The following is a 24691-nucleotide window of genomic DNA, read 5'->3' on the forward strand; positions in this document are numbered from 1 at the left end:
TGACGAAGGGAAATACTTATGAAGGCTGTCAGTTGTCTGTCCGGCGAACTGTCCGTGGTCGAGATCCCCACCCCGCAGCCCGCCCGCGGGCAGTTGCTGCTCGACGTGCGGCGATGCGGTATCTGCGGGTCCGACCTGCACGCCAAGGACCACGCCGACGAGCTGACCGAGGTGATGGACGCGGTCGGATACCCCGACTTCATGCGCGGCGACACCCCGGTGGTGATGGGCCACGAATTCTGCGGCGAAGTCGCCGAGCGCGGCCCCGGTGTCGCCAAAGAATTCAAGGTCGGCACCACGGTGGTGTCTTTTCCGCTCCTGCGGGCAAACGGTGGCGTGCATCTGACGGGGCTGTCACCCTTGGCGCCGGGCGGCTATGCCGAGCAGGTACTCGGCGAGGCCGCCATGAGTTTCGTGGTGCCCAACGGTCTGGACGTCGACACCGCCGCGCTGACCGAACCGATGGCCGTGGCGCTGCACGCGGTCCGGCGCAGCGATATCGGGCGCCGGGACACCGCCGTCGTGATCGGCTGCGGACCGGTCGGGCTGGCCGTCATCTGTCACCTCAAGGCCATGGGCGTGGCCACCGTCATCGCCAGCGACTACTCGCCGACCCGCCGCGCCCTTGCCGCGCGCTGTGGCGCCCACGTGGTGGTCGATCCGGCGCAGGACTCGCCGTATGACCGGGCCGCCCAAAAGAAGGGTGTCATCACCGCGGCCCCCGATCTCTACGAACTCGGCATGAGCTCGATGGAGAAGTTGCGCAGGGTTCCGGGCTGGGCCCATCTCTACCGGCTCGCGGACAAGCTGGGTGCGGCCGGACCGAAGAGCCCGGTCATCTTCGAGTGCGTCGGGGTGCCGGGCATGATCGACGGCGCCATCGCCGCCGCACCCGTGGCCAGCAAGGTCATCGTGGTCGGGGTCTGCATGGGTGATGACCGGCTGCGGCCGGCGATGGCCAACGGCAAGGAGATCGATCTGCGGTTCGTCTTCGGCTATACCCCCTTGGAATTCCGGGACACCCTGTACCTGCTGGCCGATGGCAAGGTCGATGCGTCGGCTCTGGTCACCGGCAGGGTCGGCCTGGACGGGGTGGCGGCGGCGTTCCAGGCGCTCGGGGACCCGGAATCACAGGCCAAGATCCTGATCGATCCGCGTAGCCCGGCCGTCGAACCGGGTTCGCCTGTCGCTTGAAAACCGTTCACCGGCAGTTCTTTTCATCAGTGACATTGGTCAAACACGTGGCGCGTCAACCGCCTTGGCGCGTGACGTGTGCGACAGTTGAGAAACTATGGGTAACAGCGTGACATGGCGTGACCCGCTGTCGTTGTCGTTCGAGGTGCACCGCCGGGTGTTGCTGGCGCGGTTACGCCGCCGTCAGCGGCGTCAGGCCGCCTCCGCGCCGGCGTCGCGGGTGTCCTGACCGGACTTCTGCGAGCGGGCCGGTGACTGTGCGGTCTTGGGGGCGGTCCGGTTGCCGCCGAACGCACTGCGCGGTCCGTCGCGCAGGGTGACCACGGGTCCACCGGGGGTCTTCCTTGTCGACGGCGGCGTCTCCAACTCGGCATCGTCCGAGGTCGCTTCATCCTCGGGAGCCGTCTCGCTCTGCACCGCGGACTCGGGCACCGAGGCCGGTTGCGAGGCCGGTTGCACGGCCGCCGCGGCGGCCGGTGGCGCTACCGCGGGAGCGGCCGGGGTGCGCGTGATGCCCAGCAGATTCTCCAGGCCCTCGCGCACCGCGCCGGGGACCGCGTTCAGCGCCTCGGCGATCTTGTGCGGCGGGGTGAACAACGAAAAAGGCTTGCGCACTTCGGGGTTCAGGTTCAATCGGTCGGTGTAGCCCATATCGACGATGACCCGCAGCAACGGCTCGATCGCACCGAGCAGTCGTTCTGCGCCCGCCGACACCCCCAGGTGATGGGCCAAGTCACGCAGCGGACCGAGCAGCGGCAACCGGGAAGCCGGCACCAGGACGTAGGTGTCGGTCCCGCCGGCGGAATTGGTCACCACCTTGACGTGATTGGCCGCCGCGGTGGGGTCCACCGCGTCGTACCAGTTGTCGACGTGGGCGTATTCGTGCCCGAGCACGGCGTTCAGGATCGCCACCGGATTGAAGTATGCGGGAAAGTCGCCCCACAGGTCGTACTCGTTGACCACGTAGGTGGTGTTGTACTGCGTCGGCTGCCCCGGCCCCATCGGCGAGACGACGTCTGGGATCGCGATGCCGGGGAACCGCGCGAAGATGCCCCCGTTCGGGACGAACGGGGTGGCGATCTGCAGGAAGCTGAGGTCCAGCGGTGACGGCGGCTCATCGGACTCCGCGACGTCCCGTTTGAGCTGCTCGACCAGCAGGGCGCCCAGCGAGTAACCCGCGACGAGCACCTTCCCGGAGGTGGTGACCAGGTGCTGGTGCAGCACCGGCATGCCGATGCGCACGCTGCGATCAAGGTTGAGCGACGCCGGATACTCGGTGCCGATATAGGTGTCTCCGGGCTGCACGATGGTGTTGCTCAGTTTGGCGGGCAGGCGCTCGGACACCGGGTCGCTGCTGCCACCGATGCCGATGACGGTGTTGACCAGCCCCAACAACGGACCGAAGCCGTTGGCCCCGATCGCCTGGCCGCAGACGAGCGCGATGGAAACCACGACGGCGAACAGGGCCGTCGTGAGCGTTCTGAGCCGTGATCCGGCCATGTGTGCCCCCTCGACGGAAAGGACCGTACCCCGGTATTGCAGCGAGCAGAAGAGATTTGCCGCGTTCGCACCGGCGGGGGATTAGAGTCAGCCCGCATGAAGGTCTTACGGGGAATTGTCGCGGCGGCCGCGGTCACGGCGGGCCTCGGCGGACTTGCCACCACGGCGGCCCCGGCAGCCGGTGCCGATGTGGTGGCCTATCTGGTCAACGTGCATGTGCGGCCCGGGTACAACTTCCCCAACGGGGATGTGGCGATCGCCTACGGCCAGACCGTCTGTGACCGGGTGGCCGCCAAGATGCCCTACGCCCAGTTGGTCGACCAGCTCAAGGTCGATTTCCACACCAGCGACTACTACCAGGCCGGATACCTGATCAATCAGGCGGTCAATGAACTGTGCCCGGCGCAGATCTGGCAGCTGCGCGAATCAGCCGCCGGCTACACCGCCTGACACGAGAACGGCGGCACCCCCGGACAAGGATGCCGCCGTCGCTCGTCTGACCCCGGGTCAGGGGCAGGTGACCTCGATCTCGAAGGGCTTGTTCACCGGTGTCATCGGGTTGGCCATGTCGACGCCCGTGGCGGTCCCGGTGATCTTGTAGGTGTTGCCGTCCTTCTCGGCCGTCGCCTCGCCACCCGCACCGGCGGCGTAGCCGAGGGTCACCCCGTTGACGTTGCCCAGGCCCACCGAGGTGACGGTGGGGGCGTCGCCCTCGCTGACGACGGCGGCGATGCCGGTGGTGGCCTCACCGATGGCGATGTTGACGTTGCCGCCCATGGCCGCGCACACGATGCTGCCGTTGACGGACTGCTCTGCGCCGTCGATGACGACCCTGGTGGTACCCGACCCGGTGGCGGCGGTGGGCGATTCGGTTGCGGATGCTGCCGTCTCCTCCGACGTGACGGCTGCACTCGTCTCCGAAGAGGCACTGCTGGATGAGGATTTGTCGTCCGAGGAACAGCCGGACAAGCCGGCGATGAGGAGCGCCGCACTACTCACGGCAACTACGAAGCCTCGCTTCACCACTGATCTCCTTAGGTTGTGCGATCAATCAAGATCGCCGGATGAACCTCAGCAGTATGTGCGCCGCCGGACCCGTAGTCATCGAATTGCGCGAAAATCTTGTCCGACCATGACAGATCAGCAGGACACCCGAAGGGTGAACGTCCCGTCGGCGGTGAAACTGGCCGCATCGGTGCGAAAGCCCGTCGCCGTTCCGGAGATGACGAACGTCGGGCCCGTCATGGTGACCTCGGCGGCCGGTTCGCCCAGACCCGCGTTGTAGCTGCCGGTGAAACCGGCGAGGTCACGAATGCCGACGGACTCGGCGGTGAGCTCGTCGCCGCGGGAGACCAGGGCTGTCGTCCCCGAGGTCCGGTTGCCGGTGGTGATGGCGGTCTGGAAGCCCATCGACGAACACTGCACCTCGTGGGTGGTGCCGCCATCGCGGCCGTCGACGGTGATCTGTGCGGTGCCCGCGGCGAGCACGCCCTCGGGCAGTGGGGCGGCCTTGGGTTCCGACGAACACGCCGCGCACGCCGCCACGGCCCCCGCGATCAGGGCCAACGCTCCGATTCTCATGCAACGAATGTACGGCCGGAGCGTGGTGGGCCACAGTGTCTTGGTTAAATGTCGACTTGGTTGAATGTCCCGGTGAGTGAGCCGTTCTTCGAGGTACAGGCCGAACTGCCCGGGCGGTCCGGGCGGGTCGGCACCATCCACACGCCCCACGGTGATATCCAGACCCCGGCGTTCATCGCGGTCGGCACCGCGGCCACCGTCAAGGCGGTGCTGCCGGAAACCATGAAAGACCTTGGTGCACAGGCTGTTCTGTCCAATGCCTACCATCTTTATCTGCAGCCGGGGCCCGATGTGGTGGACGAGGCCGGGGGACTGGGCGCCTTCATGAACTGGCCGGGGCCGACGTTCACCGACAGTGGCGGATTCCAGGTGATGTCACTGGGTGTCGGGTTCAAGAAGGTGCTGTCGATGGACACCACCCGGGTGCAGGCCGACGATGTCATCGCCGAGGGCAAGGAACGCCTCGCCCACGTCGACGAGGACGGCGTGACGTTCCGCTCGCACCGCGACGGATCCTCGCACCGGTTCACCCCCGAGGTGTCCATCGGGATCCAGCATCAGCTGGGCGCGGACATCATCTTTGCCTTCGACGAGCTGACCACGCTGGTCAATACCCGCAGCTATCAGGAACAGTCGGTGCGCCGTACCCATGACTGGGCGGTGCGCTGTGTGGCCGAGCATCGCAGGCTCACCGAGGTGCGTCATGACAAGCCTTATCAGGCGCTGTTCGGGGTGGTGCAGGGTGCGCAGTACGAGGATCTGCGCCGCCAGGCCGCCCGCGGTCTGGCCGATATCGGTTTCGACGGGTTCGGCATCGGTGGCGCACTGGAGAAGCAGAATCTGGCCACCATCGTCGGATGGGTGACCGATGAGCTGCCCGACGACAAGCCGCGCCATCTGCTCGGCATCAGCGAACCCGACGATCTGTTCGCGGCAGTCGCCGCCGGCGCGGACACCTTCGACTGCGTGTCCCCGTCCCGGGTGGCGCGCAACGCGGCCGTCTACTCGGCGACGGGCCGGTTCAACATCACCGGGGCGCGCTATAAGCGCGACTTCACCCCCATCGATGCCGAATGTGACTGTTACACCTGCGCGAACTACACCAAGGCCTACATTCATCACCTGTTCAAGGCCAAGGAGATGCTGTCCTCGACGTTGTGCACGATCCACAACGAGCGCTTCACGGTCCGGCTGGTCGACCGGATCCGGCAGTCGATCCTCGACGACCGGTTCGACGAGCTGCAGGCCGACGTCCTGGGCCGGTATTACGGCAGCTCGCGGGCCTCTTAGACGTTTGTAGAATAGGGAAATGACAAGTACTGCGGATCCGCAGATGCTGCTGCTCCAGATGCTCGACCCGGCCAACCGGGCCAACCCCTACCCACTGTTCGCGCAGATCCGCGGGCTCGGACCGCTGCTCATGCCGGAATCGAACATGACGGTGTTCTCGTCCTTCGCCGACTGCGATGAGGTGCTGCGGCATCCGGACTCGTGCAGCGACAGCATGAAATCCTCTGTCGTGCAACGACAACTGGCGTCCGGCGCGATGCCGCCTCGGGGAAACACACCCGGATTCCTCTTCCTGGACCCGCCGGATCACACCCGGCTGCGCAAGCTCGCCCAGCAGGCGTTCGCGCCGAGGGTGGTGCGGGCGCTGGAGCCCGAGATCGCCGCAACGGTCGACGGCCTGCTCGACGCGATGGCCGACGCCGGCTCGGCCGACCTCATCTCCGGTCTGGCCTACCCGCTGCCGGTGGCCGTGATCTGCCGGCTGCTCGGTGTGCCGGTGGCCGACGAATCGCGGTTCAGCAGTGCCGCTGCCCTGGTGGCGCAGGCGCTGGACCCGATCATGTCGATCACCGGCGCCCCCGACCCGGAGGCCGATGCCCGCCTCGAGGCCGGCGCCTGGTTGCGCGAGTACCTGGGTGAACTGGTCGAGCGGCGGCGTGCGGACCCGCGGGAGGACCTGATCTCAGCGCTGATCGCGGCCGAGGAGGGCGGCGATCAGTTGACCGCGGATGAGATCGTCGCGACCTGCAATCTGCTGCTCATCGCCGGGCATGAGACGACGGTCAACCTGATCGCCAATGCGGCACAGGAGATGTTGCGGACGCCGGAGCACTGGTCGGCGCTGGCCGCCGATGCCGAACTGGCGGGTGCGATCGTCGAGGAGACGTTGCGGTTCGATCCGCCGGTCCAGCTGGTGATGCGGATCGCCGGAGCGGACATGCGCATCGGGGATGTCGACATCCCGGAGGGTGACACCATGCTGTTGCTGCTGGCCGCGGCCCAGCGCGATCCGGCCATGTACGACGTACCCGACGAGTTCCGGCCAGGCCGCGAGGCCACCCGTCATCTGTCCTTCGGGCTCGGCCCGCATTTCTGCCTGGGAGCACCGCTGGCCCGGTTGGAGGCGCGGGTGGCGCTGTCCATGCTGACCGCTCGATTCCCGCAGGCGCGGTTGAATGCCGATCCGGTCTACAAACCAAACGTCACCCTCCGCGGTTTGGCTGCGCTTTCAGTCGCCTTGTACTAGCCCTTGCACGGTGCGCCGGCTCGGCGTAGTATCGAACACAAGTTCGAATGCGACGTTGCTCCCATCACCACTCGGTGAGCACAGACCGCGACTTCGGTCGCCGCGAGGTTCGATGGCCCCTTTGGGACCCCCGGACCGTATTGCCTGATCGTGCCCCTTGGGCACCTTCTGCGAAAGCCGGTATCCACATGGACGCCACTGATCTCGACACGTTCATTGATGCGCTGATCGATGACCTCACCCCCTCGCCTGTGCGGGATGGGGATCGCACTCTGTTTCATCTATTGGACTGTCCGCGCCGGATCGTCGATGAACAGCCCCTGCTCGCGGTGCTGGCCGCTGCGGTGGTGGCCCGCAATTTGTTCGACCATGTCATCGCCCAGGCAGTCGCCGCTGCTGAGCGCCTTGGGATTCCAGCACGTAAACACCTCGGCTCAGGAGCCGACCTGCTCACCAGCCTGGGTGTAGCTCCCGGTGTGGCCTACCGGGCTATACGGGTGGGGCGTGCGGCGCACACCATGCCGGCATTGACCCGGGCCCAGCGCCTCGGTGGGATCGGTATCGAGTTCGCCGACGCCATCGGAAAAGGAGTCACTCACGTCAACAGCCGGGTCGCCCTGTCCGAGGCGGAACGAGCGGGCCTCGTCACGAAGCTGATGATCGAGACCACCCCGTCCGACGTGGGCCAGAAGGCTCGGGAGATCGCCATCGACAAAGCGGCCACACAGCCTGTCGACGACGGCGCGGTGCCGGTCGCGGAGAACACTGATCTCAACGAGATGACCGTGGTGCAGACCGATGACGGGCGGGTCGCGGTGTCCCTCGATCTCGATGCGTTGACCGGCGAGGAACTGCTCACCGCGTTGGATCCGTTGTGCCGGCCCGTACCGCTCCCGGACGGGACACCCGACCCACGTCCGGCGGGTAGGCGGCGGGCCGATGCGTTCGGTCAGGTGATGCGGACCTACCTGTCGAATTCCCGGCGCCCGACCTCCGGGGGCGTCCTCCCACACGTCACGTTGATCCGCAGCGACGTGCGCTTGGACACCCTGGGGTTCGGCGGGCCGGTTAGCGCCAGCACCGCCGATCTCATCACCTGCGACAGCACCCTCACCGCGGTGCTCGTCGATGAGGCCGGCGCACCGCTGGACGTCGGGCGCAGCGAGCGACTGTTCACGCCCGTGATCCGGAAAGGGTTGGCGGTACGCGATGGTGGCTGTGCCCACCCCGGCTGCGGCCGCCCGGTCTCCTGGTGCGACGCCCACCACATCACACCCTGGGCCGACGGCGGCGCCACCAGCCTCGACAACGGCGTGCTGCTGTGCCGACTACACCACACCGCCATCCACCACGGCGGCTGGCAGGTCTACCTCGGCGCCGATCGCCACCCCTGGTTCATCCCACCGCACGACCCGGCCGAACCAGAACCGGCGCACCTGCGATCCCACGCACGACGCACCATGACCACCCTGCCCACCGCCGCATAAACCCCTGCGCACCTTGACAACTACACAGAGAAGCCCGCGCGGCCGGCGCTCAGGTGAGTGCCGCGATCACTTCGCCGGCCGCGCGTTCACCGGCCTCGACCGCGCCCTCCATATAGGCGCTCCATTGTGTTGCGGTGTCGGTGGACGCCCAGTGGATCGGACCGATCGGTTCCGCCAGTGCGGGTCCGTAGGTGGTCCACACCAGCGGACCGCAGTTGGCGTTGTAGCAGCCGCGGGTCCACTGCCGGTTGCCCCATTCCCCGTCGATGTAGTGCAGCGGCCTCGCCGCCCGATCACCGAAATGCCGCACCAGTTCGGTGGTCAGCGCCTCGCGGCGATCGGCTTCTGACCAGTGGGCGTGCGTGCGGGCCTGCTCGCCCTCAAGGAAGAGCAGGATCACACCGTGCCCGTCACCCTCGATGCAGGTGTCATTCGACATCCGGGCCGGCCCGATATCGGAGATCAGCTGCCCGTTGAGTCCTTCTGCCCGCCAGAAGGGTTCGTCGTATACGAAGAACGCCTTCATGGCAGCCGAATTCGGCATTCGTTGAGTCAGTTGATCGCGGTACCCGGACAGTGGCGGGTCGTACATGATGCGCCCGGCCAGCATCGGTGAGAGCGCCACGATCACGCGCCGCCCGCGCGCGGTGCGCCCGCCGCGGCAATGCGCTGTGACGGAATCGGTGCCGTGCTCGATCAGTTGCACCGGGGCGTCGAATACCAGGTGGTCGGTGACCAGCGCCGCCAGCCGCTGGGGTATCTCGGCGGTCCCGCCGACGAACCGGGTGGTCTGCGCCCCACCCTCGGACTCGGCGAACAGCTCGGCGGTCACCCCACAGGTCTGGATGGTGAACAGCAGATGCAGAAAGGACACTTCGACCGTCGGCACGGCGAGGATCCCGACGGTGCAGATCTCCAGCAGTGTGCGCGCGACCGGTGACAGACCCTGTGTGTCGTACCACGCGCCCGCGGTGATGGCGTCCCATTCGGCGGCGTGCGGTGCGGTCCATGGAGTCGCCGGTGATACCTCGGCGGACAGCTCGTCCAGACGCCGCAGCACCGTCTCCAGCTCTGCCAGTTCATCGTCGAATCGGTCGTGAAACTCGTTGCCGCGCAAAATTCCTGTGCCGGCGAGCTCGTAGGACGTCTCACCCTCGTCGTACTGCTGATATGTCTCGACACCGAGTTCTGCGGCCAACGCGAACATGCGGTGATGGGTATCGCCGATCCACTGCGCGCCCAATTCCATCGGCAGACCGGCCAGATCCTCGGTGAGGATGCGTCCCCCGACGCGGGTGTCCGCCTCCAGGATCAGCGGTGTGAACCCGGCCGCCAGCACCGTGCGGGCTGCGATCAGACCGGACAGCCCGGCACCGATAATCAGGACGTCCGCTTCATCGCTTGCCATGAACGACACCCTCTCACGATGATCGCGTAGCGTCGGGCAGATGCCGACCGAGCTCACCGCCGAGCAGGCCGCCGCGCGGCTGCAGGCGACCGATACATTGGGAATTCCGTTGGGGCCCGGCCAGCCGCCGGCGTTCCTGCGGGCACTGGGCGAGCGCGCCGACTGGACCGATCTGCGGGTCTACGGCGCACTACTGGCGGTCATCACCGAGCTGTTCACCCGCAAGGGCGTGCACTACCTGTCCGGCTTCTACGGCCCGCTGGACCGGGCGGTCCGCGACGGCGGTGGCGACGTCGAGTTCGTGCCCGCGGACTTCCGGCGTTTCGGTCCGCTGCTGCAACGGCAGTCACCGCGGGTGATGACGACGGTCACGGCAGCGCCGGACGCCGACGGCTGGTGTTCGCTGTCCCTGCACGCCGGCGGCACCGTCGACGAATTGCGGCGTGCTGGAGCAGATCCCGACCGGCTGCTCATCGTGGAAGCCTCCGATGCGTTCCCGCGGACCTACGGGATGGGCGATCACCGGCACGCCCTGCACGTCGACGAGATCGATATCCTGGTGCGATCCTCGGAGGCACCGCTCGCGCTGCCAGGAGGTGACACACCGCCCAGTGACGTCGACCGGGCCATCGCGAAGAACGCTGTGGCCTACATGCCCTCCGGGGTGACCCTGCAGACCGGGATCGGCTCGATCCCCAACCAGATCGCCACCCTGCTCGCCGAGGGCGACGGCGGCGACTTCGGGCTGCACAGTGAGATGTTCACCGATGGCTGCATGCGCCTGCACCGGGCGGGCAAGATCGCCAACGCCCACAAGGGCCAGTTCGACGGTGTCAGCGTGACGACCTTCGCGTTCGGTTCGGCCGAACTCTACGACTGGCTCGACGGCAACCGGGAGGTGGCCTTCCTGCCGGTGGAGGTGGTCAACGCACCCGAGGTGATCGCCGACAACCATCGCATGGTCACCATCAACGGTGCGCTGGGCATCGACATCCACGGGCAGGTGGTCGCCGACACCATCGACGGCGGGCAGTTCAGCGGGATCGGCGGGGCCGAGGATTTCGTGGCCGGCGCCGGCCTCGAGTTGTCCGACCGCTCACTCATCTGCCTGCCGTCGACGTACATGAAGGACGGTGAACTGCGTTCGCGCATCGTGCCGTGGTTTGGACCCGGCGCGGTGATCACCACGCCGCGCCATCACGTCGACGTCATCGTCACCGAACACGGCACCGCCGAATTGGAGGGCCTGACGGTGCGTGAGCGGGGCGAGGCGCTGGCGGCCATCGCCGATCCGCAGTTCCGGGAGGGTCTGCTGGAGGCCGCTGCGCGGGCGGCCAAGGGGCGCTCACCGGTTCCGGATCGCACCATTCTCTTATAACTTACAAAATGTAAGTTACAGTCGCCAGATGGGAGACGACGCGCGGCACTTCGTGGTCATCGGTGGCGGGCTGGCCGGGCTGGCCTCGACGGTCTGGCTGGCCGAGGCCGGGCGAACCGTGACGCTGCTGGAACGGCGTGGCAGCCTCGGCGGCCGCACGCACGCCATGCGGGCCGAGACCGGCAGCAATGGCCCGGGCGACGTGCCCGACAACGGCCAGCACGTCATCGCCAGCGGGTATCAACACCTCTACCGGTATCTCACCAGCGTCGGCACCCGCCAACACGTCGCGTTCCCGAAATCCTCCACACTGCGCTGGCCCGACGGGCGCAAGGTCACGATGCAGACCACTGGTTTCGGCGCGATCCGCACCCTGTTCGGGGTGCATCCGGACGCGAGCTGGGCGGACCGGTTGCGCGCTGCGCGCGCGACCATGCTGCTGGGCTGGCAGGCGCTGCGGCAACCGGCCGATCTTGCCGATATCTCCACCGAGCAGTGGTTCGACCGCGTCGGGATGCCCGCACCGGCCCGGGAAGCGTTGTGGGACTGGCTGGCGCTGGGAATCGCCGCCGAGCCGGTCGCGCAGGAGTCGGCGAAGGTCTTCGCCAATGTGCTCGGCACCGGCATCCGGCTGGGGATCAAACACCGCACCCCGGTCACCATCGGCTACCCCACGGTCGACCTGGACACCCTCTACATCGAGGGCGCCGTGAAGGTGTTCGACGAGCGCGGTGTGGATGTGCGCTACCGGGCGGTGGCGCGCAAGATCCGCATCGAGGATGGTGCGGTGAGAGCGGTGCAACTCGCGGACGGGACCGAGATCCCCGCGGACGCGGTGGTGTGCGCGGTGCCCAACTCCAATATCGCCGGCCTGCTCGACGATCTGCCCGAGCATCCGGAAATCTACGCCGCGGCAGACAAACTGGGCTACACACCGATCGTGAGCACCAATCTGTACCTGGACCGGCCGCTGGGCACCGAGTCCGCCTTCGAGGGGCTGATCGGCGGCACCGGGGTCATCGACGAGGTCTTCGACCGGCAGATCATGCACGGCCGGAGCACCGAGCGGTCATGGTTGTACTGCCTGACCACCAGCGGCGCCTACGAGCAGATCCACAAGAGCAATGACGAGATCGTTGCCGAGCAGCTGGCCTTGCTGCGCAGGTACTACCCGGCGGCGACGGAGGCGAAAGTGCTTGAGGCCCAGTTGGTCAAGATGCCACGGGCCACCTTCTCCCAGGTCGTCGGTACCGATTCGTTGCGTCCGCCACAGCGCACCTCGGTACCCTCGTTGGCGCTGGCCGGTGACTGGACCGCCACCGACTGGTCGGCCACCATGGAGAGTGCCGTGCAAAGTGCAGCCAAGGCCGTCGAGCTGTTGCTGAAATGACGAGCCGGCGTCTCAGCGGTGCTGATCGCCGGGCCCAACTGCTCGACGTGGCGCGCGATATCGTGGCCGCCGATGGTTTCCCCGCGCTGACCATCGAGGGCGTCGCGGGCCAATCGGGGGTGACCAGAACCGTTGTCTATCAACAGTTCACCGACCTAGCCGGCCTGACGACGGCCCTGCTGGACCGTGAGTCCGCGGTGGCCTTCTCGGGGATCGGCAGCGTGGACGGAGTTGGCAGTATCGACGAGCTGGGCCGCGGCATCCTGGCCTATCTGCATGCGGCTCCGGCGAGTTGGCGGATCATCCTGCGGCCTCCCGACGGAGCCCCGCCGGAGGCGAGGGTGCGGCTCGAGCTGGGTCGCGCCTACGCCAGGTCGGTGGCGGCGCGGCTGCTGTCGATAGAGCCGGACGGCACCGTCGCCCGAGTTCTGTTGGCCGCCATCGAGGAACTGGCCCGGTTACACCTCGACGACCCGGCCGCCCACCCCGAAGAGGCAATGCTCGCTCACCTGCGGTCGCTGGTGGCCTGGGCCGCCGAGGTCACAGCGGGTTGAGGATCCGGTCCAGGAACTGGCGGGTGCGCTCCTGCCGGGGGTTCCCGATGACCTCCTCGGGTGTGCCTTGTTCCAGGATGACGCCGTTGTCGGTGAACAACACCTGATTGGACACCTGGCGGGCGAACTGGATCTCGTGCGTGACGATCACCAGGGTCCACCCCTCGACGGCGAGATCCTTGATCACCGAGAGTACCTCGCCCACCAGTTCCGGGTCCAGGGCCGACGTCGGCTCGTCGAAGAGCACGAGCTTGGGTTTGAGCGCCAGTGCCCGCGCGATACCGACGCGCTGCTGCTGGCCGCCGGACAGCTGGAACGGGTACTCATCCTGCTTCTCGGCGAGCCCCACCTGCTCGAGCAGTGCGACGGCCTCGGCGACCGCTTCGTCCTTGGGTCGCTTCTGCACGATCACCGGGCCCTCGATGATGTTCTCCAGGACCGTCTTGTGTGGGAACAGGTTGTGGCCCTGGAACACGAACCCGCTGCGCGACTGGAATCGGCGTATCTCGGGTTTCGGGGTCGGGGTGGCGAAGTCGATCTCGACATCGTCGACCCGGATCACTCCGGCGTCGGCACGGTCCAGCGCATTCAGGGTGCGCAGCAGGGTGGTCTTCCCCGAGCCGGACGGGCCGATGATCGCCGTCGCGGTGCCGGTGGCCACCGTGAAGGACACGTCGCGCAGCACCTTGTTGTCGCCGAACGCCTTCTCGATGCCCCGAGCTTCGACACGGTATTCGGTCATCTCGCCACGTACCTTTCCAGTCGGTGCTCCACTCTGGCTTGCCCGAAGGACAGCACCAGACAGATCACCCAGTAGTAGATCGCCGCTGTGCCGTAGAGCGCGAAGAACTCGAACGTCGGCGCCGCGACGATCTGAGCCTGTCGCAGCAACTCGGTCACCAGAATCGTCGACGCGAGGGACGTGTCCTTGACCAGCGAGATCAACGTGTTGGACAGCGGCGGGACCGCGACCCGGGTGGCCTGGGGCAGGATGATGCGCCGCAGCGCGCCGGTGTAGTGATAGCCGATGGTCTCGGCGGCCTCCCACTGCCCCTTCGGCACGCTCAGGATCGCGGAACGGATGATCTCCGCCGCATAGCCGCCGACGTTGAGGCTGAAGGCGATCACCGCCGCGGGGAACGGGTCGATCCGCACCCCGAACTCCGGCAGTGCGTAGAACACGATGAACAGCTGCACCAGCAGCGGTGTGCCCCGGATGATCGAGATGTAGAACCGCGCCACATTGCTCAGCACCACATTCGACGACAACCGGGCCAGTGCCACCGCCAGCGCGATCACCAGGCCGATGATGAAGCTGATGATCGTCAGCGGAATCGTCATGGTGAGCGCGGCCTTGGCGAGCGGCCAGAGGTTGTCGAGCACCAGCTGGAACGCCGAGCGTACCTCCGGAGTCGCACCGGGGCTCCGGGCTGTATCCGTTGCGCCGCCGGTCGCGTCGGCCTTCAGGTACTTCTCCGAGATCGCGGTCAGCCTGCCGTCGGCGCGCAGTTGGTCGAGGGCGCTGTTGAGTTCGGGCAGCAGACCGCTGTCCTTACGGGCGGCGAAGCCCTGATCGCTCGTCTCCCCGGTCTGCGCGGCGATCTTTACCGAGGTGTCACCGGTCTCGGCGAGGTAGGCGTACACCGCGACGCTGTCGTTCACGGTGGCGTCGATGCGGCCCTGGTTGAGCAGGGTGATCGCCTGCGCGAAGCCCTCCACGCCCTCGACGGTGGCGCCGGCATCGCGCGCGACCTGCGCCCAGTTACTGGTGATCGACTGGGCGGTGGTCTTGCCTGACAGGTCATCGAGCGAGCTGATCGAGTCGTCGTCGGCTCTGGTGACGATGACGCCTTCGCCGACCGTGTAGGGCTGGGACAGGTCGTATTTGGCCTGGCGTTCGGGATTGATGGTGACCTGGTTGGCGACGATGTCGAACCGGTTGGCTTCCAGCGCGGCGAAGATGGAATCCCATGGCGTTTCCACGAATTCGACGGTCACACCCAGCTGGTCGCCGACCGCCTTGGCGACGTCGATGTCATAGCCGACCAGTTCGCCGGTGGCGGGATCGTGATAGCTGAACGGCGCGTAGGTACCCTCGGTTCCGACCCGCAGTACGCCCGCCGACTGGATCGGGTCCGTGCCGGTATCGTCGGGCGCGCCGCAGCCGACGGCGCCGAGGATCACCGCGGCGGTGAGCAGTGTGGCGAGCAGTACCCGCCGGAGGTTTCCGAGCACGGGCGGACCGTAACAATGCTTGTCCGCCGTGCACAGGGTTTCGCTCACACGGGGCGGTATACCCAGGGCTGCCGCGGCACAGACATGGGATCGAATTCGCCGAGCATGCCGTCGAGTGTGGTGGCCGAATAACCCAGGGATTCCGCGATCAGAGTCAGCGCGGGCGCCACACCGATCTCGGCGAGTGTCACCGCGCCGTCACGTTTGGCCAGCCGTTTGCCCGCGGCGTTGAGTACCAGCGGTACGTGCGCGTAGGTGACCGGGGGGTAGCCCAGCAGTGCCGCGAGATACGCCTGCCGCGGCGAGGACGACAGCAGATCGTCACCGCGCACCACCTGGTCGATATCCTGGGCGGCGTCATCGACCACCACCGCCAGGTTGTAGGCGGTCACCCCGTCGCCCCGTCGCAGCACGAAATCATCGACCACACCGGTGTATTCACCGTGCAGGACATCGGCGACGGTGTAGGAGAAGGTGTCGCTGCGCAGCCGCAGTGCCGGCGGCCGGTCGGGATCGGCCGGGGGCTCGCGATCCCGGCAGGTGCCGGGGTAGGCGCCCTCCGGTGCGTGCGGGGCCCGCGGCGCGCCGAGAATATCCTTTCTGCTGCAGTAGCATTCGTACACCAGGCCGCGATCGGACAGCTCTTTGATCACGCCGTCGTAGCGACCGGCGTGGGTGGTCTGATACTCGGGCGGATCATCGGGGACCACCCCGATCGCGGTCAGATCGGAAAGCTGCCGGGCCGCCACATCGGCGAACGTGCGGTCATCGAGATCCTCGACCCGGATGAGGAACCGGCGCCCCGTGGACCTGGCGAACAACCAGGCCAATACCGCCGTGCGCAGATTGCCGATGTGCAGATCGGCCGACGGGCTGGGTGCGAAACGGCCTGAACGTCTCCCGTCGATTCGCTCGCCCCGGCCCGGCATAGCTCGTCAGGCTACCTCCGCCAGCCGATCGCGGGCCTCCGCCGCGCACTGTGCCCACCGCGGACCGGGAACCTGCACGCCGGACTCCGAGGGGAAGGCGCTGGAGATCACCAGATCGGGATGCAACCTGCCCAGCACCTGCAGGCTGTCCTGCAACTGGGCCGCGTCGCTGATGCCGGGCAGATGGCCGGCCGCCCAGTCACCGTCTTCGCCGAGGAAGATGGTGTCGCCGGTGAACAGGTAGCTCTGGCCGTTGGCGCCGGGAACCAGATAGCTGGTGCTGCCGGGGGAGTGCCCCGGGGTGGGGATCACCTCGATGCCGTTGGCGTCGACGTGCCTGCTGTCGATCGGGACCTCGATGTGGGCGTGCCTGCCGATATCGACCAGTTCGGCCGCCGGGGCGTGCAGGCGGGCACCGAAGTGTGCGGCGATGCGGCCCAGCATCGGACCCGCTTCGTCGCGGTGGGACAGGTATTGATGGGCGACTCCGCCGAGCCGTTGCAGCTCGGCGAAGTCGGCCTCGGTTTGGGTGCTGTAGAACAGCACGTTGCCACCCGGGCCGCCGGTCCACAGGTAGGCGTGGGTGGTCAGACCGGGAAACGGGCTGTCCTGCCGGGTCTCCCACAGGTCGGAGCGGATCTGCCGCATGGGTGCCTCCTCGTCGTTGTGCACCCAGCCTTCAACATCAACCATGGTTGAGGTCAAGCGATTTATCCGCCCTGTGGGGCGGTGTCAGTTACAGCCGCCCGCGCTGACCCATCGCCCGTTGTAACCGATGCAGCCGGTGACGTTCGAACCAGGCGGCGGCGGAGGCGGTGGCGGGTCTTCGGGCAGCGGGGCGTAGTACGCCGGGGGCGGCACGTAGGGGGCCACTGCGTCGGCGATGTTGACGCATCCACCCACGGAGATCCGGCGCCCGGCGCTGGCACACACGTCGGCAAGGGCCGTCCCGGCGGGCGCGGCCAACACGATCACGCCGGGCAGCGTCAGGAACGCGAACGCGACCGCCATGAGGCGGGCCCGGATCGACCTACTCGTGCTGTTCACTACTGCTGTCCTCCAGGGGGATTGGGTGCGTTGTAGCCGCAGCGGGTGCGGAAATCGACCAACGGCTGGCGGATGCCCCTCAGCTCTGCGTGCTCCTGAGGATGGGCGTCGAAGTAGACCCTGGTGGACTCGGGCACCTCGTCCTGGGGTTGACCGTGCAGGTCGGTGAAGAAGGCGTTCAGTTCAGGATGGGTGAAAAGATACGCCGACGTCGAGGCGGCGACTCCCGAGGCGATGCCGGCCAGATCGGCGGCAGAACAATGGGGTGGGGGCGGCGGCTCGGCGGGTGGCTCCGCTTGGGCGGCGGCGCCACCGAGAAGAGCGCCGGCGGTAAGCGCGAACGCACCGGCACCCCTGAGCCGGTTCAGTGTCAGCCTCATCGGTGATTTCCTCTCGTCGGTTCGGGTCGGGGTCATTGGCGGGCCAGCGCGATCCGGATCGCATCTGCTGGTGAGACGAGATGATTCTCCGCCTCTGCGGCGTCGGCAATGGCCAGCTGCACGCCCTTGACACGACCGTTGAACGCGTTGCGGCCCGGTGGGTAGTCGGGTGAGACGGGGGAGCCGGTGTCCACCCCGACGTCGCAGCCGTCGTCGGCGGAGAACACGTTGGCCAGGGTGGCCTCGACGCGCCCTTCGCCGGCTTTCTGGCCGTCGACGTAGAGCGTGACATCGCCTCCCTTGCCCAGACCCCCACCGGCGTAAGCGAACTCCATGCGCACCTGATGCTCACCCGCGGGCAGCGCCTCGGTGGATTCGGCGTAGAAGTGGGTGATCCCGCCGAGGTTGTAGCAGTACTTGAGCTTGCCGCCCGCGGCGTACAGACTCCAGCCGCCGATGCTGGCGCCCTGAGCCACGATCACCCCTTCGGCGCCGACGTCGGGCACCACAATCTCGGCGGTCACCGAGTGCGATTTGTTCTTGACGTTGAGGACGCAGTTCTCCGACAACCGGCCCATCCCGGAGAACAGCACCTGGGTGTTGCCCGTGATGAGTTGGGGCCGCCCGGCCAGGTCGGAGTTCAACCGCCGCGCGGTGTCGTCGTCGAGGGGCAGCACGTTGTAACGGGTGGCCTCGATCAACCACAACCGTTGCAGTTCGTGCAATTTTTCTGGCATCTCCTTGGCCAGATCCTTGGCCTGGCTCCAATCCTGGTTGGTGTCATACAGCTCCCACACGTCGTCGTCGAAGGCGACCGTCTGTTCGCCCATCAGCAGCCAGGGCGTCTTGTGCTTGGTCACCGCGGTCCAGCCCTTGTGGTAGATCCCGCGGTTGCCGAACATCTCGAAGTACTGCGTTTCGTGCCGGTCGGGCGCTTGGCCGTCGTTGAAGGAGTAGGCCATGCTCACCCCTTCGATCGGGTGCTGCTGGATGCCGTTGACGAACACCGGCTCTGGTATCCCGGCCGCCTCCAGGATCGTCGGGGCAATGTCGATCACATGGTGGAACTGACCGCGCACCTCGCCGGTGGCGGTGATGGCGCTGGGCCAGTGCACGATCGTGCCGTTGCGGGTCCCGCCCCAGTGCGAGGCCACCTGCTTGGTCCATTGATACGGGGTGTCCATCGCGTGCGCCCAGCCGACTGCGTAGTGGTTGTAGGAGTCCGGGCCCCCGAGATCGTTGATCTTGCTGGTGAGGAACTCCGGCGTCTCGATCGCGGCCATGCCGTTGAAATTCAGCATCTCGTTGTAGGTGCCGTTGAGGGTGCCCTCCGCGGAGGCGCCGTTGTCGCCGACGATGTAGAACACCAGGGTGTCGTCCAGCACGCCGAGGCGCTCGAGGCTGTCGACCAACCGGCCCACGTGGTGGTCGGTGTACTCCAAGAAGCCGGCATAGACCTCCATCTGACGGCGCAGCACTGGTTTGAGCTCCTCGGGCATGTCCTCCCACCCTGGGATCTCGGGATGCCGTGCGGTGAGCTCGCAGTCCGGCGGAATCACGCCGAGTTCCTTCTGCCGGTCGAAAGTCCGCTCCCGCAGCTTGTCCCAGCCGTCATCGAAGCGGCCCTTGTACTTGTCGGCCCACTCTTGGGGCACGTGGTGCGGGGCATGGGTGGCCCCAGGCGCGAAATACGTGAAGAAGGGTGTGTCGGGGGCCAGCGCCTTCTGCTGGCCGATCCAGGCGATCGCCTTGTCGGTCATGTCTTCCATGAAGTGGTAGCCCTCTTCGGGGGTGCGGTCGACCTCCACCGGTGTGGTGCCCTCATACAGGCTGGGGTACCACTGGTTCGCCTCGCCGCCGATGAACCCATAGAAGTACTCGAAACCTCCGCCTGCCGACGGCCACGCGTCGAACGGACCGACCGGGCTGGTCTGCCACACCGGCACCTCGTGGCACTTGCCGAACTGGGCGGTGTTGTATCCGTTGAGCTTCAGCGTTCGTGCGACCGGCGACATCGTGTTGGGCAGTACTGAGCTGTAACCGGGTGCGCCGGTGGCGATCTCGGTGATTCCGCCCATGCCCGTCGAATGATGGTTACGACCGGTCAGCAGCGCCTGCCGGGTCGGCGAGCATAGTGCGGTGGTGTGGAAGCGATTGTATTTCAGGCCACCCGCGGCCAGCCGTTCGGCGACCGGTGTCTGACAGGGACCACCAAACGCGCTCGACGCGCCGAAACCCACATCGTCGAGCAGGATCAACAGCACATTCGGCGCCCCCGCCGGTGGCCGCAACGGCTCGATCGGAGGGAACGCGCTATCCGGATCCTTCGCGTCGTAGGTGATCAACCCGGTACGGGTCTTACTCGGAATCGGCAGATGCGTTCTGTTGACCATTTCTCGTTCGCTCACCATCGGTAGCTCCAGATTTCGTTACTGACGACCATCTGCGGCCAAGCCGCCACGCACTTCGGCACTGTGTCTCCTCTTGGGGTGTTGATCCTGTACGTCTGGTGATGGACGCTCGCCCGACCATCCTTGTTGGGGTCGAGCCATTCCGTCTTGACATTGCTGGACTACTTCTTGACTCTTCTGGACATGCAGTTGATCCGGGGCTCGTCGCTGACCGGTTTGATCCAGTTGGTTGCCGACCTCGGTGGCAACCCGGCCGCTGTTCTGGAGCTGGACGACCTCGACCCGGATGACATCGGGCAGCGCGATCGGTACATCTCACTGCGCAGTGCGATCGCGGTCGTGGAGGATGCAGCCACCGTGCTCAATGTGGCCGATTTCGGTCGCCAGTTGGCGACTCGTCAGAACATCGACATCCTCGGTCCGGTCGGCGTCGCGGCCCGCACCGCGGCCACCGTCGGAGACGCGTTCGCCATCCTCGACACCTATATGGGTAGCTACAGCCCCGGCATCTCAACCCGCATCAGCGCGCACACCGATCCCGCCCTTGCAAGGTTCGAATACGACTTCCTGCTCACCCCTGCGCCTCCGCAGGCGCAGGCCGTCGAACTTGCCCTCGGAGTCACGCTGCGGGTCCTGCACTTGTTCCTCGGCACCACTTACCGGCCCGTCGCGGCGCACCTGCCCCATCCCGCGCTCGGTACCAGAACGGACTACCGGCGCTACTTCGGCTGTCCAGCGCATTTCAACGATCCGGTCGCCGGATTCACCTTGCGAATCACCGATCTGCGACGACCGGTGAGCCATGACCCGCTGGCCCACCAGCTTGCGCTGCGGTATCTTTCGGCGACGCTCAGTCACCGTACCCGCGGCCTGGCAAACGCCCTGCGCAGCGTCATCCGTCAGCTGCTGCCCACCGGAAATCTGACCGCCGAGATTGCCGCGCGCCATTTCGGTCTCCATCCCAAAACACTGCAGCGTCGACTGGCCGATGAGCACACCACATTCGCCGAGTTGGTTGATCAGACCCGCCGCGAGATCGCCCATCGGCTCCTGCTCGACACCGACCTGAGCATGCAACAGATCTGTCACCACATCGGCTACGCCGAACAGAGCGTGCTCACCAGGTCGTGCAAACGCTGGTTCGGCACCACACCGAGCACCCTCCGCAGAAGCCGCCGCAGCTAGCGCCGCTCGTGTCACGGCGGACTGAGGCCGCCGATGATGTCGCCGAGCCGGAACGTCACCGGCCGTTCGAGTTGGGCGTACGTGCACGAGCGCGGCTCGCGATCGGGGCGCCACCGGTTGAACTGGGCGGTGTGCCTGAAGCGCCTCCCCTCCATGTGGTCATAGCGGACCTCGACCACGCGCTCCGGGCGCAACGGCACGAACGACAGGCTCTTGTCGGGGTTCCATCGCGAATTGGTGGTGCGGCGCATCGATGGATCGGCCGCCACCTGCGCCGCCCAGTTCCACGGATGATCATCGAAAGTCGTGATCAGTTGCTGTAATTCGGCGAAAAGTTCGCGGCGACGAGCCATCGTGAACGCGCCGATGACGCCGACCGAAGCCAGCGACCCGTCGTCGGCGTAGAGCCCGAGCATGAGCGATCCGACCGCATCGTCGCCAGACTTGTGCAGCCGATAGCCGGCCACCACGCAGTCGGCGGTGCGGGCATGCTTGATCTTGAACATTGCCCGTTTGTCGGGCTGGTAGGTGCCATCGAGCGGTTTGGCGATCACCCCGTCCAGCCCGGCGCCCTCGAACTCGGAGAACCAGCGCTGCGCGGTGCCGGGATCCGTGGTCGCCGGGGTGACGTGAAAGGTGGGGCCACATCCGTGCAGTGCCGCGACGAGTGCCGCCCGGCGCTGCAGGAACGGTCGCGAGGTGTAGTCGATGTCGCCGAGCGCGAGCAGATCGAAGGCGATGAAGGCGGCCGGTGTCTCGGCCGCCAGTTTCGCCACCCGCGATGCGGCCGGATGCAGACGCAGTTGCAGCGCCTCGAAATCGAGGCCGCTGCCGGTCGCAATCACGATCTCACCGTCGATGACGCAGCGGGCGGGGATTTCTACGCGGGCCGCGTCGACGAGCTCGGGGAAGTAGCGGGTCAACGGCCGGACATTGCGGCTGCCCAGCTCGACCTCAGCACCGTCGCGGAACAGGATCGATCGGAAGCCGTCCCACTTGGGTTCGTAGGACGCACCGGGCGGGATCTCCTGCACCGATTTCGACAGCATCGGCAGTACCGGAGGCAGGACGGGCAGTCTCATCGTGGTCCAAGATAGACCCATGGATGCAGAGCATTTCTGGGCCGCGGCCGATCGTCACCTGGTGCGCTACGGTGCATCGTTCGTGCCGCGGATCATCACCTCCGCCAAAGGAAGTCACGTCTTCGACCAGGATGGCGCGGCGCTGCTCGACTTCACCTCGGGCCAGATGAGCTCGGTGCTCGGGCACTCGCATCCCGATGTGGTGGCCACCGTCAACGAATCGATGGCCACCCTGGATCACCTCTACAGCGGCATGCTGAGCGTGCCTGTGATCGAGTTCGCGCGTGCCCTGGCCGCCACCCTGCCCGCATCGCTGCAGAAGGTGCTGCTGCTGACCACCGGCGCCGAATCCAACGAAGCGGCCATCAAGATGGCAAAGCTGTACACCGGCCGCTACGAAGTGGTGTCCTTCGACCGGTCCTGGCACGGTATGACCTCGGGTGCGGCCTCGGCGACCTTCAGCGCCGGTCGGCGCGGGTACGGCCCGCCGCTGCCCGGGAATCTGACGCTGCCCACTCCCAACGCGTACCGGTCGCCGTTCCGGCACACCGACGGAAGCTATGACTGGGCAACCGAACTCGACTACGGGTTCGCAATGGTCGATGCGCAGTCGTCGGGCAGCCTGGCGGCCTGCCTGGTCGAGCCGATCCTGTCCTCGGGCGGGATCATCGAGCCGCCGCCGGGCTACCTGCGCAGGCTCGCCGAACTGTGCGCCGAACGCGGCATGCTGCTGATCTTCGATGAGGCGCAGACCGGTGTCGGGCGCACCGGGACGATGTATGCCTTCCAGCGCGACGGCGTGGTGCCCGACCTGTTGACGCTGTCCAAGACCCTCGGTGCCGGACTGCCCGTCGCGGCCGTGGCGACCACCGCGGAGGTCGAACAGGTCTGCCATGAACGGGGTTTCCTGTTCTTCACCACCCACGTGTCCGATCCGCTGGCCGCGGCGGTGGCACTGACGGTACTGACGGTGGTCGAACGTGACGGACTCGTGGAGCGGGCCGCTCGGCTGGGTAGGACGCTCGGCGCCGGTTTGGCCCGGCTGCGCGAGCGCTACGAGCAGGTGGGCGACATCCGCGGCCGCGGGCTGTTGCAGGGGCTGGAGTTGGTGGCCGACAAGACCACCAAGGCACCGGCGGATGCACTCGGCGCCGAGGTCACCGCGGCCTGCCTGAAACGCGGGCTGCACATGAACATCGTGCAGTTGCCGGGGATGGGCGGCATCTTCCGGATCGCCCCGCCGCTGACCATCGCGGAGTCCGAACTCCACGAGGGCCTCGACATCCTCGACGACGCGCTGGGCAGCGTGCTCGGTTAACGCCTTAGTTCCTCGCCGATCACGGCGACGAAATTGTCGACGTCCTCCGGCGTGGTGTCCCACGCCGTCATCCAGCGCACCTCGCCGCGCGACCGGTCCCAGTCGTAGAACCGGACCCGCTCGCGGATTCGGTCCGCGACGGCAGTGGGCAGCGTCGCGAAGATCGCGTTGGCGGGGCTGGGTTGGCTGAACGCCAGTCCGGCCAGCGATCCGTCGGCCAGCCCGGCCTCCAACGCTGTACGTAGGCGCCGGGTCATCGCATTGGCGTGCCGTGCGCTGCGCAGACCCAGATCGTCGTCGAACAGGCTGAGCAATTGGGCCGAGGCGAAGCGCATCTTGCTGGCCAGCTGCATCGTCAGCTTGCGCAGATAGACAAGCCCGTCAGCGTGCGAAGGGTCCAGCACCACGACGGCCTCGGCGCCGAGCAGACCGTTCTTGGTGCCGCCGAGGCTGAGCACATCGACCCCGGCGTCGGTGGTGAAAGCACCGAACGGCACATCCAGCGCAGCGGCCGCATTCCACAGCCGCGCCCCGTCCAGGTGCAGTGCCATGCCATGGGAGTGGGCGAGATCGGCGATCGCGCGAATTTCAGCGGGGGTGTACAGCGTGCCGAGTTCGGTGGTCTGGGTGATGCTGACGGCCAGCGGCTGGGCCCGGTGCTCGTCACCCCAGCCGTAGGCCTCGCGGTCCACCAATTCGGGTGTCAGCTTGCCGTCCGGGGTGGGCACGGTGAGCAGTTTGAGGCCCATCACCCGCTCCGGGGCTCCGGCCTCGTCGGTGTTGATGTGCGCGGTCGACGCGGCGATGACGGCACCCCAGCGCGGCAGCATGCTGGTCAGCCCAACGACATTGGCTCCGGTGCCGTTGAAGACGGGAAACGTCTGCGCGGCCGCGCCGAAATGGGTACGGATGACCTCGCGCAGGCGCGCGGTGTACGCGTCCTCGCCGTAGGCGATCTCGTGACCACCGTTGGCGGCCGCGATCGCGGCGAGCGCCTCCGGGTGCACGCCGGCGTAGTTGTCGCTCGCGAAGCCGCGGCGGTCGGGATCGTGGAGTGTGGGAACGGGCACGGGTTC

General features: G+C 66.9%; 23 protein-coding genes. 10 read left to right on the forward strand and 13 right to left on the reverse strand.

All coding sequences use genetic code 11. The annotated features are described in order from the left end of the window. The first annotated feature begins 18 nt into the window (after window positions 1-18). Complete coding sequence (locus EXE63_RS16990) at window positions 19-1194, forward strand: zinc-binding dehydrogenase (protein ID WP_168142909.1); 1176 nt, start codon at window positions 19-21, stop codon at window positions 1192-1194. A gap of 192 nt (window positions 1195-1386) precedes the next feature. Here EXE63_RS16990 and EXE63_RS16995 read toward each other — a convergent pair whose 3' ends face one another. Then, complete coding sequence (locus EXE63_RS16995) at window positions 1387-2694, reverse strand: PE-PPE domain-containing protein (protein WP_168142910.1); 1308 nt, start codon at window positions 2692-2694, stop codon at window positions 1387-1389. 96 nt (window positions 2695-2790) lie between these two features. Between EXE63_RS16995 and EXE63_RS17000 the strand changes: the two genes are divergently transcribed. Beyond that, a complete protein-coding gene (locus EXE63_RS17000; RefSeq protein ID WP_168142911.1) occupies window positions 2791-3144 on the forward strand; it encodes a DUF732 domain-containing protein in 354 nt (117 codons plus the stop codon). Between the two features lie 57 nt (window positions 3145-3201). Here the strand turns inward: EXE63_RS17000 and EXE63_RS17005 are convergent, their stop codons facing one another. Together EXE63_RS17005 and EXE63_RS17010 are read right to left on the reverse strand one after the other, a co-directional pair. Then, window positions 3202-3717, reverse strand: coding sequence for a lipoprotein LpqH (locus EXE63_RS17005; protein ID WP_168142912.1), 516 nt, complete (start codon window positions 3715-3717; stop codon window positions 3202-3204). 117 nt (window positions 3718-3834) lie between these two features. Continuing rightward, a complete protein-coding gene (locus tag EXE63_RS17010) occupies window positions 3835-4275 on the reverse strand; it encodes a lipoprotein LpqH (RefSeq protein ID WP_168142913.1) in 441 nt (146 codons plus the stop codon). Window positions 4276-4347: 72 nt separating this feature from the next. On the opposite strand from EXE63_RS17010, the gene tgt reads away from it, so the two are divergent. From tgt to EXE63_RS17025, 3 genes are all read left to right on the forward strand, one after another. Beyond that, window positions 4348-5565, forward strand: coding sequence for a tRNA guanosine(34) transglycosylase Tgt (gene tgt, locus EXE63_RS17015; protein WP_234904535.1), 1218 nt, complete (start codon window positions 4348-4350; stop codon window positions 5563-5565). Between the two features lie 19 nt (window positions 5566-5584). Further along, a complete protein-coding gene (locus EXE63_RS17020; protein WP_168142915.1) occupies window positions 5585-6811 on the forward strand; it encodes a cytochrome P450 in 1227 nt (408 codons plus the stop codon). Window positions 6812-6999: 188 nt separating this feature from the next. Beyond that, window positions 7000-8298 carry an HNH endonuclease signature motif containing protein gene (locus EXE63_RS17025; RefSeq protein WP_168142916.1) on the forward strand — a complete coding sequence of 433 codons (1299 nt, stop codon included), beginning with the start codon at window positions 7000-7002 and terminating at the stop codon, window positions 8296-8298. Window positions 8299-8347: 49 nt separating this feature from the next. Here EXE63_RS17025 and EXE63_RS17030 read toward each other — a convergent pair whose 3' ends face one another. Next, window positions 8348-9706, reverse strand: coding sequence for a flavin monoamine oxidase family protein (locus EXE63_RS17030; protein ID WP_168142917.1), 1359 nt, complete (start codon window positions 9704-9706; stop codon window positions 8348-8350). Window positions 9707-9746: 40 nt separating this feature from the next. Between EXE63_RS17030 and EXE63_RS17035 the strand changes: the two genes are divergently transcribed. The 3 genes from EXE63_RS17035 to EXE63_RS17045 are packed head-to-tail and all read left to right on the forward strand — an operon-like array spanning window position 9747 to window position 13028. Next, window positions 9747-11084, forward strand: a complete 1338-nt coding sequence (locus tag EXE63_RS17035) for an acetyl-CoA hydrolase/transferase family protein (protein ID WP_168142918.1) — start codon at window positions 9747-9749, stop codon at window positions 11082-11084. 28 nt (window positions 11085-11112) lie between these two features. After that, a complete protein-coding gene (gene hpnE / locus EXE63_RS17040) occupies window positions 11113-12474 on the forward strand; it encodes a hydroxysqualene dehydroxylase HpnE (RefSeq protein WP_168142919.1) in 1362 nt (453 codons plus the stop codon). Continuing rightward, window positions 12471-13028, forward strand: a complete 558-nt coding sequence (locus EXE63_RS17045; RefSeq protein WP_168142920.1) for a TetR/AcrR family transcriptional regulator — start codon at window positions 12471-12473, stop codon at window positions 13026-13028. The genes hpnE and EXE63_RS17045 overlap by 4 nt, the downstream gene beginning before the upstream one ends. Here the strand turns inward: EXE63_RS17045 and EXE63_RS17050 are convergent. From EXE63_RS17050 to EXE63_RS17080, 7 genes are all read right to left on the reverse strand, one after another. Next, window positions 13015-13770 carry an amino acid ABC transporter ATP-binding protein gene (locus EXE63_RS17050; RefSeq protein ID WP_168142921.1) on the reverse strand — a complete coding sequence of 252 codons (756 nt, stop codon included), beginning with the start codon at window positions 13768-13770 and terminating at the stop codon, window positions 13015-13017. The two genes, EXE63_RS17045 and EXE63_RS17050, sit on opposite strands and share 14 nt — an antisense overlap. After that, on the reverse strand, window positions 13767-15263 hold the full coding sequence (locus EXE63_RS17055; RefSeq protein ID WP_168142922.1) for an ABC transporter substrate-binding protein/permease: 1497 nt from the start codon (window positions 15261-15263) through the stop codon (window positions 13767-13769). The genes EXE63_RS17050 and EXE63_RS17055 overlap by 4 nt, the downstream gene beginning before the upstream one ends. A 44-nt stretch (window positions 15264-15307) precedes the next feature. Continuing rightward, window positions 15308-16192, reverse strand: a complete 885-nt coding sequence (gene gluQRS / locus EXE63_RS17060; protein ID WP_168142923.1) for a tRNA glutamyl-Q(34) synthetase GluQRS — start codon at window positions 16190-16192, stop codon at window positions 15308-15310. A gap of 6 nt (window positions 16193-16198) precedes the next feature. Further along, window positions 16199-16840 carry an MBL fold metallo-hydrolase gene (locus tag EXE63_RS17065; protein ID WP_168145628.1) on the reverse strand — a complete coding sequence of 214 codons (642 nt, stop codon included), beginning with the start codon at window positions 16838-16840 and terminating at the stop codon, window positions 16199-16201. Window positions 16841-16924: 84 nt separating this feature from the next. Next, entirely contained in the window at window positions 16925-17203 is a 279-nt protein-coding gene (locus EXE63_RS17070) for a hypothetical protein (protein ID WP_168145629.1), read from the reverse strand. 35 nt (window positions 17204-17238) lie between these two features. Continuing rightward, the gene (locus tag EXE63_RS17075) at window positions 17239-17619 is read right to left on the reverse strand and encodes a heme-binding protein (RefSeq protein WP_168142924.1); all 381 of its coding nucleotides are present in this window, start codon (window positions 17617-17619) and stop codon (window positions 17239-17241) included. A gap of 32 nt (window positions 17620-17651) precedes the next feature. Continuing rightward, window positions 17652-20012, reverse strand: a complete 2361-nt coding sequence (locus EXE63_RS17080) for an arylsulfatase (RefSeq protein WP_168145630.1) — start codon at window positions 20010-20012, stop codon at window positions 17652-17654. Window positions 20013-20213: 201 nt separating this feature from the next. Here EXE63_RS17080 and EXE63_RS17085 point away from each other — a divergent pair, with 201 nt between their 5' ends. Further along, a complete protein-coding gene (locus EXE63_RS17085) occupies window positions 20214-21215 on the forward strand; it encodes an AraC family transcriptional regulator (protein WP_168142925.1) in 1002 nt (333 codons plus the stop codon). An 11-nt stretch (window positions 21216-21226) separates the two neighbouring features. On the opposite strand, the gene EXE63_RS17090 is transcribed toward EXE63_RS17085, so the two are convergent. Continuing rightward, the gene (locus tag EXE63_RS17090) at window positions 21227-22297 is read right to left on the reverse strand and encodes an ATP-dependent DNA ligase (protein WP_168142926.1); all 1071 of its coding nucleotides are present in this window, start codon (window positions 22295-22297) and stop codon (window positions 21227-21229) included. A gap of 19 nt (window positions 22298-22316) precedes the next feature. Between EXE63_RS17090 and EXE63_RS17095 the strand changes: the two genes are divergently transcribed. Continuing rightward, a complete protein-coding gene (locus EXE63_RS17095; protein ID WP_168142927.1) occupies window positions 22317-23615 on the forward strand; it encodes an aspartate aminotransferase family protein in 1299 nt (432 codons plus the stop codon). Here EXE63_RS17095 and EXE63_RS17100 read toward each other — a convergent pair. Continuing rightward, window positions 23612-24685, reverse strand: coding sequence for a threonine aldolase family protein (locus tag EXE63_RS17100; RefSeq protein WP_168142928.1), 1074 nt, complete (start codon window positions 24683-24685; stop codon window positions 23612-23614). The two genes, EXE63_RS17095 and EXE63_RS17100, sit on opposite strands and share 4 nt — an antisense overlap. Window positions 24686-24691 lie beyond the last annotated feature (6 nt).

The organism is Mycolicibacterium frederiksbergense (genome assembly GCF_012223425.1).
GTDB classification, from domain to species: domain Bacteria; phylum Actinomycetota; class Actinomycetes; order Mycobacteriales; family Mycobacteriaceae; genus Mycobacterium; species Mycobacterium frederiksbergense.

Coding starts and splice junctions, on each gene's coding strand:
- EXE63_RS17095 (WP_168142927.1), top strand. CDS start 22,317: ATGGATGCAGAGCATTTCTGGGCCGCGGCCGATCGTCACCTGGTGCGC.
- EXE63_RS17020 (WP_168142915.1), top strand. CDS start 5,585: ATGACAAGTACTGCGGATCCGCAGATGCTGCTGCTCCAGATGCTCGAC.
- EXE63_RS17010 (WP_168142913.1), bottom strand. CDS start 4,275: ATGAGAATCGGAGCGTTGGCCCTGATCGCGGGGGCCGTGGCGGCGTGC.
- EXE63_RS16995 (WP_168142910.1), bottom strand. CDS start 2,694: ATGGCCGGATCACGGCTCAGAACGCTCACGACGGCCCTGTTCGCCGTC.
- EXE63_RS17075 (WP_168142924.1), bottom strand. CDS start 17,619: ATGAGGCTGACACTGAACCGGCTCAGGGGTGCCGGTGCGTTCGCGCTT.
- EXE63_RS17035 (WP_168142918.1), top strand. CDS start 9,747: ATGCCGACCGAGCTCACCGCCGAGCAGGCCGCCGCGCGGCTGCAGGCG.
- EXE63_RS17050 (WP_168142921.1), bottom strand. CDS start 13,770: ATGACCGAATACCGTGTCGAAGCTCGGGGCATCGAGAAGGCGTTCGGC.
- EXE63_RS17085 (WP_168142925.1), top strand. CDS start 20,214: ATGCAGTTGATCCGGGGCTCGTCGCTGACCGGTTTGATCCAGTTGGTT.
- EXE63_RS17070 (WP_168145629.1), bottom strand. CDS start 17,203: ATGGCGGTCGCGTTCGCGTTCCTGACGCTGCCCGGCGTGATCGTGTTG.
- EXE63_RS17045 (WP_168142920.1), top strand. CDS start 12,471: ATGACGAGCCGGCGTCTCAGCGGTGCTGATCGCCGGGCCCAACTGCTC.
- EXE63_RS17000 (WP_168142911.1), top strand. CDS start 2,791: ATGAAGGTCTTACGGGGAATTGTCGCGGCGGCCGCGGTCACGGCGGGC.
- EXE63_RS17080 (WP_168145630.1), bottom strand. CDS start 20,012: ATGGTCAACAGAACGCATCTGCCGATTCCGAGTAAGACCCGTACCGGG.
- EXE63_RS17090 (WP_168142926.1), bottom strand. CDS start 22,297: ATGAGACTGCCCGTCCTGCCTCCGGTACTGCCGATGCTGTCGAAATCG.
- EXE63_RS16990 (WP_168142909.1), top strand. CDS start 19: ATGAAGGCTGTCAGTTGTCTGTCCGGCGAACTGTCCGTGGTCGAGATC.
- EXE63_RS17030 (WP_168142917.1), bottom strand. CDS start 9,706: ATGGCAAGCGATGAAGCGGACGTCCTGATTATCGGTGCCGGGCTGTCC.
- EXE63_RS17025 (WP_168142916.1), top strand. CDS start 7,000: ATGGACGCCACTGATCTCGACACGTTCATTGATGCGCTGATCGATGAC.
- gluQRS (WP_168142923.1), bottom strand. CDS start 16,192: ATGCCGGGCCGGGGCGAGCGAATCGACGGGAGACGTTCAGGCCGTTTC.
- hpnE (WP_168142919.1), top strand. CDS start 11,113: ATGGGAGACGACGCGCGGCACTTCGTGGTCATCGGTGGCGGGCTGGCC.
- EXE63_RS17065 (WP_168145628.1), bottom strand. CDS start 16,840: ATGCGGCAGATCCGCTCCGACCTGTGGGAGACCCGGCAGGACAGCCCG.